This window comes from Sphingopyxis sp. (genome assembly GCF_035998965.1).
GTDB lineage: Bacteria > Pseudomonadota > Alphaproteobacteria > Sphingomonadales > Sphingomonadaceae > Sphingopyxis.
Window position 1 is genome coordinate 84,236 of sequence record NZ_DASYHE010000042.1, and the last position, 15,288, is coordinate 99,523.

The 15,288-nt window shown below is 64.1% G+C and carries 13 protein-coding genes; 9 read left to right on the forward strand and 4 right to left on the reverse strand.

Annotation, left to right across the window (positions count from 1 at the left end; translation table 11 throughout):
- Positions 1 to 36: 36 nt before the first annotated feature.
- The 4 genes from VGN68_RS07775 to VGN68_RS07790 form a co-directional block, all read right to left on the reverse strand.
- Positions 37 to 552 carry a hypothetical protein gene (locus VGN68_RS07775; RefSeq protein ID WP_327475451.1) on the reverse strand — a complete coding sequence of 172 codons (516 nt, stop codon included), beginning with the start codon at positions 550 to 552 and terminating at the stop codon, positions 37 to 39.
- A gap of 160 nt (positions 553 to 712) precedes the next feature.
- Positions 713 to 1,516 carry an SDR family oxidoreductase gene (locus tag VGN68_RS07780; protein ID WP_327475453.1) on the reverse strand — a complete coding sequence of 268 codons (804 nt, stop codon included), beginning with the start codon at positions 1,514 to 1,516 and terminating at the stop codon, positions 713 to 715.
- A gap of 154 nt (positions 1,517 to 1,670) precedes the next feature.
- Positions 1,671 to 2,789, reverse strand: coding sequence for an acyl-CoA dehydrogenase family protein (locus tag VGN68_RS07785; protein WP_327475455.1), 1,119 nt, complete (start codon positions 2,787 to 2,789; stop codon positions 1,671 to 1,673).
- A 140-nt stretch (positions 2,790 to 2,929) separates the two neighbouring features.
- Entirely contained in the window at positions 2,930 to 4,111 is a 1,182-nt protein-coding gene (locus VGN68_RS07790) for an acyl-CoA dehydrogenase family protein (RefSeq protein WP_327475457.1), read from the reverse strand.
- A 171-nt stretch (positions 4,112 to 4,282) separates the two neighbouring features.
- On the opposite strand from VGN68_RS07790, the gene VGN68_RS07795 reads away from it, so the two are divergent.
- The 9 genes from VGN68_RS07795 to VGN68_RS07835 form a co-directional block, all read left to right on the forward strand.
- Positions 4,283 to 5,140, forward strand: a complete 858-nt coding sequence (locus VGN68_RS07795; RefSeq protein WP_327475483.1) for an SDR family oxidoreductase — start codon at positions 4,283 to 4,285, stop codon at positions 5,138 to 5,140.
- Positions 5,137 to 6,603 carry an MFS transporter gene (locus VGN68_RS07800; RefSeq protein WP_327475459.1) on the forward strand — a complete coding sequence of 489 codons (1,467 nt, stop codon included), beginning with the start codon at positions 5,137 to 5,139 and terminating at the stop codon, positions 6,601 to 6,603. The genes VGN68_RS07795 and VGN68_RS07800 overlap by 4 nt, the downstream gene beginning before the upstream one ends.
- A 112-nt stretch (positions 6,604 to 6,715) precedes the next feature.
- Complete coding sequence (locus VGN68_RS07805) at positions 6,716 to 8,005, forward strand: acyl-CoA dehydrogenase family protein (RefSeq protein WP_327475460.1); 1,290 nt, start codon at positions 6,716 to 6,718, stop codon at positions 8,003 to 8,005.
- A 107-nt stretch (positions 8,006 to 8,112) separates the two neighbouring features.
- A complete protein-coding gene (locus tag VGN68_RS07810) occupies positions 8,113 to 9,204 on the forward strand; it encodes a Zn-dependent alcohol dehydrogenase (protein WP_327475461.1) in 1,092 nt (363 codons plus the stop codon).
- A gap of 148 nt (positions 9,205 to 9,352) precedes the next feature.
- A complete protein-coding gene (locus VGN68_RS07815) occupies positions 9,353 to 10,420 on the forward strand; it encodes a phosphotransferase family protein (RefSeq protein WP_327475462.1) in 1,068 nt (355 codons plus the stop codon).
- Positions 10,417 to 11,193: an SDR family oxidoreductase gene (locus VGN68_RS07820; protein WP_327475463.1), complete on the forward strand. Its 777-nt coding sequence runs from the start codon at positions 10,417 to 10,419 to the stop codon at positions 11,191 to 11,193. Before VGN68_RS07815 ends, VGN68_RS07820 begins: the two co-directional genes overlap by 4 nt.
- Positions 11,193 to 11,996, forward strand: a complete 804-nt coding sequence (locus VGN68_RS07825; protein ID WP_327475485.1) for an SDR family NAD(P)-dependent oxidoreductase — start codon at positions 11,193 to 11,195, stop codon at positions 11,994 to 11,996. The genes VGN68_RS07820 and VGN68_RS07825 overlap by 1 nt, the downstream gene beginning before the upstream one ends.
- A 10-nt stretch (positions 11,997 to 12,006) precedes the next feature.
- Complete coding sequence (locus VGN68_RS07830; protein WP_327475465.1) at positions 12,007 to 13,209, forward strand: serine hydrolase domain-containing protein; 1,203 nt, start codon at positions 12,007 to 12,009, stop codon at positions 13,207 to 13,209.
- A 111-nt stretch (positions 13,210 to 13,320) separates the two neighbouring features.
- Positions 13,321 to 15,288, forward strand: a 1,968-nt coding sequence (locus tag VGN68_RS07835; RefSeq protein WP_327475467.1) for a 3-hydroxyacyl-CoA dehydrogenase NAD-binding domain-containing protein, incomplete at its 3' end; no start/stop codon positions are given.

Genomic DNA, 15,288 nt, shown 5'->3' on the forward strand with positions numbered 1-15,288 from the left:
GCTCAATGGCTCCTCAGGACGAACGGCTATTTTTACTCAAACCTTTGTAATCACCACCTGACCCTTGGCGTTCGCGCCATCGGGGGCGAAATTGATGCGGAAATCGGCGCCGTCCTTGTCCTTGCCCGCCAGCGTGTCGCCGGTGCGGGTGACCTTGACGCCCTTTTTGGCAAATTCGCCCGCCATCCAGTCGGCAGCCTTGGTCGGCGCGGCGGGGGAGGTGAAGCCAAGTTTGACCACGGCCTTGTCGGCGCCATTCTTGTCGTTGGCATCGACGTCGACCGTGGTCACCTTGCTGCCCGGATAGAGTTTCACGCCATCGATGTCGAAATCGCTTTCGATGTCGAGGTCGACGAAATCGGGGATGTCGATGTCGATCGACGCGCCCTCGCCGCCGATCTTGATATTGCCGCCGTCCTTGCCGGCCTTGATCTGGACGCCGCCCTGATCGTCGCCGGCGTTGATCGAGACTTCGGTGGCATCCTCGGCTTTCTTCTCTGACCCGCAGGCGGCGAGGAGCATCATCGGGGGGATCAGGAACGCGAGGCGCATGGGGATTCTCCTTGGTGAGTTATATAAATAATACACCTTGGAGAAGGGCGAGTCAAATTCCTCTTTCGTCACCCCGGACTTGATCCGGGGTCCCGCTATTCGACGTTGCAAAGCGGGATGCCGGATCAAGTCCGGCATGACGATGAAAGTTAGGCATGGCCTACGCGTCGATGCTCGTCCGCACGTCGCCGTGCACCAGCCCGCCGTCGACGGTGATCGTGTCGCCGACGACATAGTCGCCCGCTTTCGACGCGAGGAAGATCGCGGCGCCCGCCATGTCCTCGGGCACGCCGATGCGTTTGACCGGGATGTTCTTCGCGACCGCGTCGCCATGGTCGCGCGCCGCCTTGTTCATGTCCGACTGGAAGGCGCCGGGGGCGATCGCGGTGACGAGGATATGGTCGGTGACCAGCCGCGCGGCGAGCCGCTTGGTGAGGTAGAGGATCGCGGCCTTCGATGCGTGATAGCTGTAGGTTTCCCAGGGGTTCAGCCGCTGGCCGTCGATCGAGCCGATGTTGATGATCTTGGCCGGGCGTTCGTGCGTCCCCGCAGCCTTGAGCAGGCCGTGCAGCGCTTGCGTGAGGAAGAAGGGTGATTTGACGTTGATGTCCATCACCTTGTCCCAGCCCGCTTCGGGGAAGCCCTCGAACGGTTCGCCCCAGGCGGCGCCGGCATTGTTGACGAGGATGTCGAGCCGTTCTTCGCGCGCTTCGAGTTCCTTGGCGAGCGTGCGGCAGCCCTCGACGGTAGCGAGATCGACCGGCAGGCCGATGACCTTGCCCGGATAGCGGGTTTCGAAATCGGCGACGGCTTCTTCGATCTGCGCGGTCTTGCGCGCCGAGATGTAAACGCGCGCGCAGCCTGCGGCGAGGTAACCCTCGACGATCATCTTGCCGATGCCGCGCGAGCCGCCGGTGACGAGGGCGATGCGGCCGTCGAGGCCGAACATGTCTTGCAGGTTCATTCTAGTGGGCTCCTTAAAGCCCCTCGCCTTCGGGGGAGGGGTTGGGGTGGGGGTTGCGAGGTTGCGCAGACTTCGGTGCCCACCCCGCTGCGACTAGGCAGCAAGCTGCCAAGTCTCGCTGCCCCTCCCCTGAAGGGGAGGGGTTTCAATTAACTCAGTACCCGTTCATCCGCGCGACCTGGTCGATGTGGTAATGCACGTCGCCCATATATTCGGCGAGCGCGCGGTCGCGTTTCATATAGAGGCCGATGTCATATTCGTCGGTCATGCCGATGCCGCCGTGCATCTGCACGCCCTCGCGCACCGCGAGGTTGGCGGCGCGGCCGGCCTTGGCCTTGGCGACCGAGACCATCAGCTTTGCGCCCTCATTGCCTTCATCGAGCAATTGCTGCGCCTTCATCACGGTGGCGCGCGCGACTTCCATTTCGCCGTAGAGATGCGCAGCGCGGTGCTGGAGGCCCTGGAATTCGCCGATCAGCTTGCCGAACTGCTTGCGTTCCTTGAGATAAGTGACGGTCATGTCCATCGCGCCCTGCCCGACGCCGACCATTTCGGCGGCGGCACCGGTGCGGGTGGCGGCGAGCAGCGCGTCGAGGATGTCGCCGCCGGCATCGACCTCGCCGATCACCGCGTCGGCATCGACCTCGACGCCATCGAGCGTGACATGGCTGGCGAGGCTGGAATCGACGAGGCGGCGCGGATCGGCGGTCAGGCCTTTGGCATCCTTGGGCACCGCGAACAGGGTGATGCCGCCGTCGGTCTTCGCCGCGACAATGCTCATGTCGGCGACATGGCCATGGAGAACGAAGCTTTTCTTGCCGTCAAGGCGAAAGCCGTTCCCGGCGCGGGTTGCGGTCGTGGCGATGCGGTCGGGGCGGTGCTTGGCGCCTTCATCGATCGCGAGCGCGATGATGGCCTCGCCCGATGCGATCGCGGGGAGCCAGCGGCTCGCCTGTGTGCCGCCCGCCTTGGCGAGCGCCGCGACCGCGCCGACGCTGGTCGACAGGAAGGGCGAGGGGGTCAGGTTGCGGCCGATTTCCTCGAGCACGATCCCCGCTTCCATATGGCCCATGCCGAGCCCGCCATGCGCCTCGGGCACGAGCATTCCCGGCAGGCCCATTTCGGTGAACTGCGTCCAGAGGTCGCGCGAGAAGCCGGTAGCGTCGGCACTGTCGCGCAGTTTGCGCAGGTGCGACACCGGCGCCTGTTCGGCGACGAAGGGCGCGACGCTGTCCTTGAGCATCGCCTGGTCGTCATTGTGGTAGAGTGGCATGTCTTTTCTCTCCAGTTCCCCTCCCGCTTGCGGGAGGGGTTAGGGGTGGGCCAGCGACGTCGCATTTGCCCACCCCGCTGCGGCTAGCGAACAAGTTCGCAAGCCTCGCTGCCCCTCCCGCGAGCGGGAGGGGAGAAGGATTACGCCCCCGGCAGATCCAAAATCCGCTTGGCGATGACGTTGAGCATGACTTCGCTCGTCCCGCCTTCGATCGAATTGGCTTTGGTGCGCAGCCAGCCGCGGGCGCGGGCGCCGCCCTTGGTCTCTGCGCTGTCCCATTCGAGCGCTTCGCTGCCGCCGCCCGACATCACCAGTTCGTGGCGGCGCTTGTTGAGCTCGGTGCCGACATATTTCATCATGTTCGAGCTGGCCGGATGCGCGCGGCCGGTCTTCCACATGTCCATGAACCGCTCGCCCATCGCGCGATAGGCGAAGACATCGACGTCGAACGCCGCCATTTCGGCGCGCAGGATCGGGTCGTCGAGTTCGCCCGCGGCATTCTTGCCAAAGGATTTCGCGAACGCGCCACCAATGCTGACCATGTCGCCGCCGGCGCCGCCGCCCGAGATCATCTCGCGTTCGTGGCCGAGCAGATATTTGGCGACGTCCCAGCCGCGGTTGATCTCGCCGATAAATTGGGTCTTGGGCACCTTCACATCGTCGAAGAAGGTTTCGCAGAAAGGCGAGTTGCCGCTGATCAGCAGGATCGGCTTGGTCGTGACCCCCGGGCTTTCCATGTCGAAGAGCATGAAGGTGATGCCCTGATATTTGTTCGTCTTGTCGGTGCGGACGAGGCAGAAAATCCAGTCGGCCTGGTCGGCGTAGCTGGTCCAGATCTTCGACCCGTTGACGACCCAATGATCGCCCTTGTCTTCGCCAAAGGTCTGGAGCGAAACGAGGTCGCTGCCCGATCCGGGTTCCGAATAGCCCTGGCACCAGCGGATTTCGCCGCGCGCGATCGGATTGAGATACTGGACCTTCTGCTCCTCGGTCCCGAATTGCAGCAGCGCGGGGCCGAGCATCCAGATCCCGAAGCTGTCGAGCGGCGAACGCGCGTGGATGCGCTTCATTTCCTGTTTGAGGATCTTGGTCTGCTCGGGGGTGAGCCCGGCGCCGCCATAGGCCTTGGGCCAGTCGGGGACGGTGTAGCCTTTGGAAACACAGGCTTCGAGCCATTGCTTCTGGGCGTCATTCTTGAACACCCAATTGCGCCCGCCCCAGCACACATCACCTTCTTCGCGGATGGGCTCGCGCATTTCGGCGGGGCAGTTTGCCTCCAGCCAGCCGCGCACTTCGGCGCGAAAAGCGTCCAGATCGCTCATGTTTCAGGCTCCTCTTCCTGCCCTAAATCTAGGAGCAGTCGCCTGCTTTACGCAAGCGTCAACTTGGGCGGCCCAACCTGCCGTTACGGCGCCGTAGCGTCCGACAGGCCGCCGTTGACGCGTCCTGCTTCGTCCCTAAGCTAAGTGGCAAAAGAAAACGGGAGAATGGGTATGCGATTCGCAGGCAAGATTGCCGTCGTCACCGGTGCCGCATCAGGTATCGGCAAGGCCACAGTGCTGAAACTGGCAGGCGAAGGCGCGCATGTCTTTGCCGCCGACATCGACGAAACGGGTGGCCGCGCGCTCGCCGAGCAATCGAATGGCAAGATCGATTTTGTCCGCTGCGACGTGACCCGGCCGTCGGACATCGAAGCATTGATGGACGCGGCCGCGGCAAAGGCCGGCGGCATCGACATCGTCTTCAACAACGCGGCGGCGGGCGGCGACCGCGCCCCGATCGACGAGATCACCCCCGACGGCTGGGACCGGACGATGGACCTGGTGCTGAAATCGGTCGCGATGGGGATCCGTTATGCCGCGCCGCACATGAAGGGCCGCAAGGGCGCGAGCATCGTCAACACCGCCAGCGTCGCGGCGCTCGGGGCCGGCTATTCGCCAATCGCCTACGCCGTCGCAAAAGCGGGGGTGTTGCACTTGAGCAAGGTCGCGGCGACCGACCTCGCGCAGTACGGCATCCGCGTGAACGCGATCTGTCCCGGTTTCATCAACACCAATATCTTCACCGCGTCGCTCGACGTGCCCGACGCGATGAAGGCGCAGGCCAACGCCGTCATCGCCGGGATGAGCGCGCAGGCCCAGCCGGTGGCGCGCGGCGGCCAGCCCGACGATATCGCCAATGCGGTCGCCTATCTGGCGAGCGAGGAGTCGAGTTTCATGACCGGCACCCACCTGCTGGTCGACGGCGGGCTGACGATCGGCCAACGCCACGCGTGGGACAAGCAAACGCCCGGCATGTTCGACGCGCTGACGGCGATGGAGGAGGCCGCCAAGGCGGGAGCGTCGGCGTGACCACAGCGGCGGCAACCGCCGCGGTGCCGCGCCCCGAAAAACTCCCCGTGTGGCTGAAAGCAACGCATGGCCTGGGCAGCATCGCCTATGGCGTCAAGGACAACGGCTTTTCGACCTTCCTGCTGCTGTTCTACAATCAGGTTGTCGGCCTCGACGCCGGGATCGTCGGCACCGCGATCATGGTCGCGCTGATCGCCGATGCCTTTGTCGATCCGGTGATCGGCGAATTGACCGACCGGACGCGGAGCCGCTGGGGCCGCCGTCTGCCGTGGCTCTATATCGCGCCGGTGCCGCTGGCGATTGCGTGGATGCTGCTGTGGCACCCGCCCGAAATGTCCGATTCGATGACCGTGGCCTGGCTGATCGGCTTTGCGATCATCGTCCGCTCGCTGGTGTCGTGCTGCGAGGTGCCGTCGGTGGCGATCGTCCCCGAACTGACCGCCGATTATGACGAGCGCACGATCGTCATGCGCTATCGCTTCCTGTTCGGGTGGGCCGGCGGGCTGCTGGTCCTGCTCCTTGCCTATGGCGTGTTTTTCGGTGGCGAAAAGGGGCTGGTCGATCCCGACGGCTATGGCCCCTATGCGCTGACCGGCGCGCTGATGATGCTGGGCGCGGTAGTGATTTCGGCGGCGGGCCAGCATCGGCGGATTGCGGTGTCGAACCTGGCCGACATCAAACCGGTGATGACGCTGCGCCAGGTACTGGGCGAGATGCGCGATACGCTGTCGAACCGCGCCTTTCTGTGGCTGATCTTTGCCGCGCTGTTCGGCTTCATCAATCAGGGCATCACCTTTTCAATGACCAATTATCTGCTCGGCTTTTTCTGGCAGCTGACGCAGGGCGAGCTGATCGCCTATGTCTTTCTGCTGTTTGGATCGATGATTGCCGCTTTTCTGTTCGTGGCGCCGCTGTCGGCACGGCTGGGCAAGCGCGACGGCGCCATCCTGGCCGGGGCGGTCGCGCTGCTGGTCAACAGCGGGATGTATTTCGCGTGGATCCAGGGTGTATTTCCCGGCCTGCCCGGCAAGCCCAGCGCGGCGGTGATGTTCGCGCTCGTATTCATCTCGAACAGCTTTTCGATCATGCTGATGATCCTGTCGTCGTCGATGATGGCCGATGTTGTCGAGGCATCGCAAAGCGAGACCGGGCGGCGATCCGAAGGACTGTTCTTTGCCGGATATTTCTTCATGCAGAAATGCGCGACGGGTGTCGGCATCTTCATCGCCGGGCTGATCCTGTCATTCGCGGCCTTTCCCGCGGCAGCCCAGCCCGGCGAGATCAGCAATGCGATCCTTGGCAATCTGGCCTTGGGTTACATGACAGCGGTGCTCGTCATCGGCATCCTAGGCCTGATCGTGATGCGGCGATTTCCCATCTCGCGCGCCGATCATGAGGCACGGATCGCCATTTTGGGTGACGCGGCGCGCGCGGATCCCGACGCCAGCGGCGCGCATCCATGACGGAAAATGTCAGTTGACGACGGAATGAGGTAATAATCGGCCCGCAGGGGTTGGCAAAGCGGGACGAATCGGTCCAAAGGCTTACGCGAACGTAAACGGAAAGGATGCTCAGATGGATTTCGATCTTACCGACCGGCAGACTCATTGGCGCGATCGGGTGCGCGAATTCATCGAGCGCAAGGTGCGCCCCGCGGTCCCGACGTACAAGGAACAGGATAAGGCCGGCGACCGCTGGAAGGTCATTCCGATCGTCGAGGAGCTGAAGGCCGAGGCGAAGGCCGCGGGCATCTGGAACCTGTTCATGCCGCCCAAGTCGGCGGCGCATCATCATGTCGACGAAACGATCGAATTCGAAGGCCCGGGCCTCACCAACCTGGAATATGCGCTGTGCGCCGAGGAAATGGGGCGCATCGGGTTCGCCAGCGAAGTGTTCAACTGCTCGGCGCCCGACACCGGCAACATGGAGGTGTTCCACCGTTACGGGACGCGTGCGCAGAAAGAGAAATATCTGGTGCCGCTGATGAACGGCGAAATCCGCTCGGCGTTTCTGATGACCGAGCCTGCGGTGGCGTCGTCCGATGCGACCAACGTCGAATGCCGGATCGAACGCGACGGCGATGATTATGTCATCAACGGCACCAAATGGTGGTCGTCGGGCGCGGGCGATCCGCGCTGCAAAATCGCGATCGTGATGGGCAAGACCGATTTCAACGCCAAGCGCCACGCGCAGCAGTCGATGGTGCTGATGCCGCTCGATGCGCCGGGGGTGACCATCCTGCGCCACCTGCCTGTCTTTGGTTATGACGATGCGCCGCATGGCCATATGGAAATCGAGCTGAAGGATGTCCGCGTCAACGCCGAGGAAGCGATGCTGCTGGGCGAAGGCCGCGGGTTCGAGATCGCGCAGGGGCGCCTCGGGCCGGGCCGCATCCACCACTGCATGCGCACCATCGGCACCGCCGAGGAAGCGATCGCCAAGATGGCGAAGCGCCTGCAATCGCGCGTCGCCTTCGGCAAGACGATCGCCGAATACAGCATCTGGGAACATCGTCTGGCGCGCGCGCGCATCGACATCGAGATGACCCGCCTACTGTGCCTGAAGGCCGCCGACATGATGGACAAGGTCGGCAACAAGGCCGCCGCCGCCGAGATCGCGATGATCAAGGTGCAGGCGCCGAACATGGCGCTGAAGATCATCGACGACGCGATCCAGGCGCATGGCGCAGCGGGCGTGTCCGAAGATTTCGGCCTCGCCAACGCCTATGCCCACCAGCGCACGTTGCGCCTCGCCGATGGTCCCGACGAGGTGCATGAACGCGCGATCGCGCGGATCGAATTCGCCAAGCACAGCGCGGCGAGCGAGCCGGGCTTTTCGTCGGGCGACATCGGGGTGTCACGCTAAAGGATAATCCGTTCGTGCTGAGCTTGTCGAAGCACCGTCTTTCTTGACCACAAGAAAGAAAGACCCTTCGACAGGCTCAGGGCAAACGGTCAAAGAGGGTAGTTTAAATGACCAAAGCCGCGATCCTGATCGAACCCGGCCAGCCGCTGTCGATCGAGACGGTGCAGATTGCTGATTGCGGCCCGCACGAGGTGCGCATCCGCACCGCCGCGTGCGGGCTGTGCCATTCGGACCTGCATTTTATCGACGGCGCCTATCCGCATCCCTTGCCCGCGATCCCCGGCCATGAGGCCGCGGGCATCGTCGAGGCGGTCGGCAGTGAAGTGCGCACGGTGAAGGTCGGCGACGCCGTCGTTACCTGTCTGTCGGCCTTCTGCGGGCATTGCGAATTTTGCGTTTCGGGCCGGATGTCGCTGTGCATGGGCGGCGACACCCGCCGGGCCGCCGGTTCGGCGCCGCGCATCACGCGCCCCGACGGCAGCCTGGTCAACCAGATGCTCAACCTGTCGGCGTTCGCCGAAACGATGCTGGTCCACGAACATGCGTGCGTCGCGATCAACCCCGACATGCCGCTCGACCGCGCCGCAGTGATCGGCTGCGCGGTGACGACGGGCGCGGGAACGATCTTCAATGCGTGCAAGGTGACGCCGGGCGAGACCGTCGCGGTGGTCGGCTGCGGCGGGGTCGGGCTAGCGACGATCAACGCCGCGAAGATCGCGGGCGCGGGGCGGATCATCGCCGCCGACCCGGTGCCCGAAAAACGCGCGCTGGCGATGAAGCTGGGCGCGACCGATGTCGTCGATGCGATGGACGGCGATGCCGCGAAACAGATCCTCGAGCTCAGCAAGGGCGGCGTCGATCATGCGATCGAAGCCGTCGGACGTCCCGCCTCGGCGGCGCTTGCCGTCGCCTCGCTGCGCCGCGGCGGCACCGCGACGATCCTGGGCATGATGCCGCTGTCGGAGAAGGTCGGCCTGTCGGCGATGGACCTGCTGTCGGGGAAGAAATTGCAGGGCGCGATCATGGGCGGCAACCGCTTCCCCGTCGACATCCCGCGGCTCGTCGATTTCTACCTGCGCGGGCTGCTCGACCTCGACAGCATCGTCGCGGAAACGATCCCGCTGGAGCGGATCAACGAAGGCTTTGACAAGATGAAGAAAGGCGACGCCGCTCGGTCGGTGATCGTTTTCGATCAATGATGGGCGCGAGCATCGTGTCCTCCCTCCCCTTCAGGGGAGGGCAGCGAGACTTGGCAGCTTGCTGCCTAGTCGAAGCGGGAGGGGTCCACCGGCCTTACGCCACGCCGACAGACCCCACCCCAACCCCTCCCCTGAAGGGGAGGGGCTTATGACGCTCGACGCACAAAAAGCCTTCAGCGGTACCGTCGCACCCGAGGGCGCCGACGTGCTCGATGAAGCCAAGCTGACCACGTGGATGGAAGCGAATGTCGAGGGCTTTGAAGGCCCGCTGACCCAGCATAAATTTGCCGGCGGCCAGTCGAACCCGACCTATAAAATCTCCGCGCCGTCGGGCAATTATGTCCTGCGCCGCAAACCTTATGGTCCGCTGCTCCCTTCCGCCCATGCGGTCGACCGCGAGTATAAGGTGCAGTCCGGCCTGCATAAGATGGGCTTTCCGGTCGCGCGCCAATATGGGCTGTGCACCGACGACGATGTGGTGGGCAGCTGGTTCTATGTCATGGGCATGGTCGATGGGCACACGATCTGGGACGGCGCGATGCCCGGATCGACGCCGGAGAATCGCCGCGCCACCTATGAAGCGATGATCGACACGCTCGCGGCGCTGCACAAGGTCGATGTCGAGGCGGCGGGGCTGTCCGATTATGGCAAGCCGGGCAATTATTTCGGGCGCCAGGTCGATCGCTGGACCAAGCAGTACCGCCTCGCCGAGACCGAGACGATGGACGAGATGGAGCAGCTGATCGCGTTCCTGCCCGCGAGCCTGCCCGAACAGACGCGCACCAGTGTCGTTCACGGTGATTACCGCATCGACAATATGATCTTTGCGCATGATCGGCCTGAGGTTCTGGCGGTGCTCGACTGGGAGCTGTCGACGCTCGGCGATCCGCTCGCCGATTTCACCTATGTCGCGATGGCGTGGGTGACCGAAAATGGCGGGCGATCGGGAGTGATGGACCTCGACCGCAAGGCGCTGGGCATTCCCGAACTCGACGAAATGGTCGAACGCTATTGCGCCGCGACCGACCGCACCGGGGTGCCCGACATGAACTGGTATTTCGCCTATAATTTCTTCCGCCTCGCGGGGATCATCCAGGGCATCAAGAAGCGCGTGATCGAGGGCACCGCCTCGTCGCAGCATGCCAAGGATATGTCCGAGCGCGTTCGCCCGCTGGCCGAACGGGCGTGGGACTTTGCCAAGAAAGCCGGCGCATGAGCCTGTTCGACATGAGTGGCCAAGTCGCACTGATTACCGGATCGTCACGCGGCATCGGCAAGGCCACCGCCGAGGCGATGGCCGAGCAAGGCGCCAAGGTCGTGATTTCGAGCCGCAAGCAGGACGCCTGCGATGCCACTGCCGCCGAGATCAACGCGAAGTTCGGCGACGGCACCGCGATCGCGGTCGCCGCGAACATTTCGTCAAAGGACGACCTCCAGAACCTCGTCAACGAAACACGCGCCGCCTTCGGCAAGATCACCGCGCTGGTCTGCAACGCCGCATCGAACCCCTATTATGGCCCCGGCCTCGGGATCAGCGATGACCAGTTCCGCAAGATCATGGACAATAATATCCTGTCCAACCACTGGCTGATTTCCATGGTCGCGCCCGAAATGCTCGAACGCGGCGAAGGGTCGATCACGATCATCAGCTCGATCGGCGGGCTGAAAGGATCGCCGATCATTGGCGCTTACGGGATTTCGAAGGCCGCCGACATGCAGGTCGCGCGCAATTTTTCGGTCGAATTCGGGCCGCGCGGCGTGCGCGTCAATTGCATCGCGCCGGGGCTGATCCGCACCGACATGGCGCGCGCCTTGTGGGAAAATCCGGAGAACCTCAAACGCTCGACCGCCGCCTCGACCTTGAAGCGCATTGGCGAGCCGCATGAGATTGCGGGTGCCGCGGTTTTCCTTGCCAGCAAGGCGGGGGCCTTCACCACCGGCCAGACCATCGTGTGCGATGGCGGTGCCACAATTTCGGGAGGCGCATGATGGGCGCATTGGACGGCAAGATCGCGATCATTACGGGTGCCGGTTCGGGCATCGGCCGCGCGAGCGCGCTGCGCTTTGCCGCCGAGGGCGCGAAGCTGGTGCTCGGCGACAAGACCGCGGCGGTGCACGAGACGGTGCAGCTGGTGAAGGACGCGGGCGGCGAAGCGGTCGGACTGGAAATCGACGCGGGGGTCGAAGCCGACGTCGCCACGCTCGTCGCGACCGCCAAGGACACCTATGGCGCACTCGACATCGCTTTCGCCAACGCCGGGATCATCGGCGACATGGGCGGCATCTTCGATTTCGACCCGAGCGCCTGGGCCGAGACGTTGCGCGTCAACCTGATCGGCCCGGCGCTGATGGTGAAACATGCAGGCAAGGCGATGGTCGATCAGGGCCGCGGCGGTGCGATCGTGCTGACCGCGAGCGTCGCGGGATTGAATTCGGGCGCGGGTCCGGGCGCCTATTCGGCGTCGAAGGCGGGGGTCATCAACCTCGCCAAGACCGCGGCGCAGCAGCTGACCACCAGCGGCGTGCGCGTCAACGCGATCTGCCCCGGGCTGACCGAGACGGGGATGACCAAGCCGACCTTCGACTATGCGAAGGCCAAGGAGGTCACCTACAAGCTGGGCCAGCTCAATCCGCTCAAGCGCGCCGCGCAGCCCGAAGAGCTGGCCAATGTCGCGCTGTTCCTGGCCAGCGATCAGGCGAGCTATGTCAATGGACAGGCGATCGCGGTTGACGGCGGGCTCACCAGTTCGCATCCGGTGACGCGCCAGTTGCTTGGCCAGACTTCGCATTGATAGGATAGATATGGGTCACGGTTTCGATACGGCGCGGCTGGACCGCATTCCCGCCTTTCTCGAGGCCAAATATGTCGGGACCGGCCGTCTGCCGCACGCCGCGACTTTGGTGTCGCGGCGCGGCGAGATCGCGCATTGGTCGTGCGTCGGCGAGGCGCGGCCCGGCGCGGCGCTGACCGAGGACGCGATTTTCCGCATCGCCAGCATGACCAAGCCGATCACCAGCATCGCCTTCATGATGCTGGTCGAAGAGGGCAAGGTTGCGCTGTCCGACCCGCTGGTAAAATTCTGCCCGGAGTTCAAGGACACCGGCGTTTTCGTCGCGGGCGGCGGCAATGTGCCGTTCCTGACCCGGCCGCCGACGCAGCCGATCCGCATGGTCGACCTGCTGCGCCACACAGCGGGGCTAACCTACGGCTTTCAGGAGCGCACCCCGGTCGACGCGGCGTACCGCAAGGCTCGGATCGACGATTTCGATGCCGATTATACGATGGACAGCTTCATCGAGGGGCTGGCGAAAATCCCGTTGCAGTTCGACCCCGGCGCGCACTGGAATTATTCGATGGCGACCGACGTGCTCGGCGCGGTGGTCGAGCGGATCGAGGGCAAGCCGTTTGCCGAGGTTTTGCAGGAGCGCATCTTTGGCCCGCTTGCCATGGTCGATACCGGGTTCAAGGTGCCCGCCGACCAGCAGCACCGGCTGACCGACTGCTATACTTTCGACCCACAGGCGAAGATGAAACCGTTCGACAGCGGCGACAAGAGCCGCTGGGCGAAGGATCGCAGCTTTCATTCGGGCGGCGGCGGGCTGGTTTCGACGCTCGCCGACTATCACCGCTTCTGCCTGATGCTGCTCGGCGGCGGCGCGCTCGAAGGCACGCGCATCATCAGCCGCAAGACGCTGGAGCTGATGACCGCGAACCACCTCGTCGGTGGCGGCGACCTAGTCCAGCACAGCGTCGGCATCTTTTCCGAGGCCGAAAATGCCGGGGTTGGTTTCGGGCTCGGCTTTGCGGTGAACGAAAGTCCGGCGCAGACGATGACCCCCGGGTCGGTCGGCGACTATTATTGGGGCGGCATGTTTTCGACCGGCTTCTTTGTCGATCCGGTCGAGCAGATTTGCATGGTGTTCATGACCCAATTGATGCCTTCCTCGACCTATCCCGTGCGGCGCGAGGTCAAGACATTGGTCCACGCGGCGATCGATGACTGATTCAACAACCCACCCACCGTTCGTGTCGAGCGCCGTCGAGACCCGCGAAGCGCAGCGCTAGACGCTTCTCGACTTCGCTCGAAGCGAACGGAATCTTTTAAGGAGCCTGAAATGTCCGAAGAAACCCCCGTTTCCGTCACGATGGAAAAGGATGGCGACGTCGCCGTCATCATCGTCAACAACCCCCCCGTCAACGCGCTGAGCTGGCACGTTCGGCAGGGACTGGAAGAGCATTTCCGCGCCGCGCTTTCGGACGACAGCGTCAAGGCGATCGTGCTGCGCTGCGCCGGGGCGACCTTTATCGCGGGTGCCGATATCAGCGAATTCGGCAAGCCGCCGCGCGGCCCTGATTTCAACGCGGTGCTGAACAGCATCGAAGCGGCATCGAAGCCGGTGGTTGCAGCGATCCACGGCACCGCGCTCGGCGGCGGTCTGGAAACCGCGCTCGTCTGCCATTATCGTATTGCGGTGCCTTCGGCGAAGCTGGGCGTTCCTGAAGTGAAGCTTGGCCTGCTGCCCGGCGCGGGCGGCACCCAGCGCCTGCCGCGCGTTGTCGGAGTCGAAGCTGCGGCAACGATGACCTCGACCGGCGATCCGCTTCCCGCCACCAAGGCCAAGGAACTCGGTCTCGTCGACGAACTCGCGGGCGAAGACAGCCTTGCCGCCGACGCAATCGCCTTTGCGCGCGCGAAGATCGCCGACGGCCCGCGCCCGACGCGCGAACGCCCGGTGTTCGGCGACGTTGCGGTGATCGAACAGCTCAAGACCGCCAACGCCAAGCGCTGGCGCGGGTTCGAGGCGCCTTACGCCAACCTCGCCTGCGTCGAAGCGGCCACGCGGCTGCCGTTCGCGGAAGGGCTCGCCTTCGAGCGCGAGCAGTTCATGAAGCTGATGTTCGGCAGCCAGTCCGCGGCGCAGCGCCACATCTTTTTCGCCGAACGTCAGGCCGCGAAGATCGACGGCCTGCCCAAGGATACGCAGCTGCGCGAGATCAAGAAGGTCGGCGTGATCGGCGCCGGTACGATGGGCGGCGGGATTTCGATGAACTTCCTGCAGAAAGGCATCCCCGTCACCATCGTCGAGATGGAGCAGGAGGCGCTGGACCGCGGCGTCGGCGTGATCCGCAAAAATTACGACGCCTCGGCCGCCAAGGGGCGCTTCAAGCCCGAGCAGGTCGACCAGATGATGGGCATCCTGACCCCGACGCTCAGCCTCGACGATCTTGCCGACTGCGACCTGATCATCGAGGCGGTCTATGAGAATATGGACGTCAAGAAGGACATTTTCGGCAAGCTCGACACAATCGCCAAGCCCGGCGCGATCCTGGCGTCGAACACCAGCTACCTCGATGTCGATGAAATCGCGACCGCGACGAGCCGTCCCGGCGACGTGCTCGGCATGCACTTCTTCTCGCCCGCCAATGTGATGAAGCTGCTCGAGGTCGTGCGCGGCGAAAAGACCGCGCCCGACGCGCTGGCAACGGCGATGGCGATCGGCAAGAAGATCGGCAAGGTCGCGGTGGTCGCAGGCGTCTGCGACGGCTTTATCGGCAACCGCATGCTCAAGCCGCGCCAGATCGAGGCGATGAACCTGCTGATGGAGGGCGCCACCCCGGCGCAGGTCGACAAGGTGCATGTCGAATTCGGCATGCCGATGGGGCCGTTCCAGATGAGCGACCTGGCCGGGGTCGACATCGGCTGGCACCGCGACCCCAACCGGATCGAAAGCATCCGCGATGCGCTGTGCGCCGAGGGGCGCTGGGGCCAGAAGAAGCAGGCGGGATTCTACGACTATGACGAAAAGCGTCAGCCGTCGGAAAGCGCCCGCGTCGCCGAGCTGATCGAGGAGTTCCGCACCAAGGCCGGAACCCAGAAGCGCGAGATCACCGATCAGGAGATCATCGAACGCACCCTGTACCCGATGGTCAACGAAGGCGCGCTGATCCTGTCCGAAGGCAAGGCGCAGCGCGCGTCGGACATCGATGTCGTGTGGATCTATGGCTATGGCTGGCCGGTCTATCGCGGCGGCCCGATGTTCTGGGCCGGGCTGGAAGGCACCGACAAGATCGTCGCGGCGCTG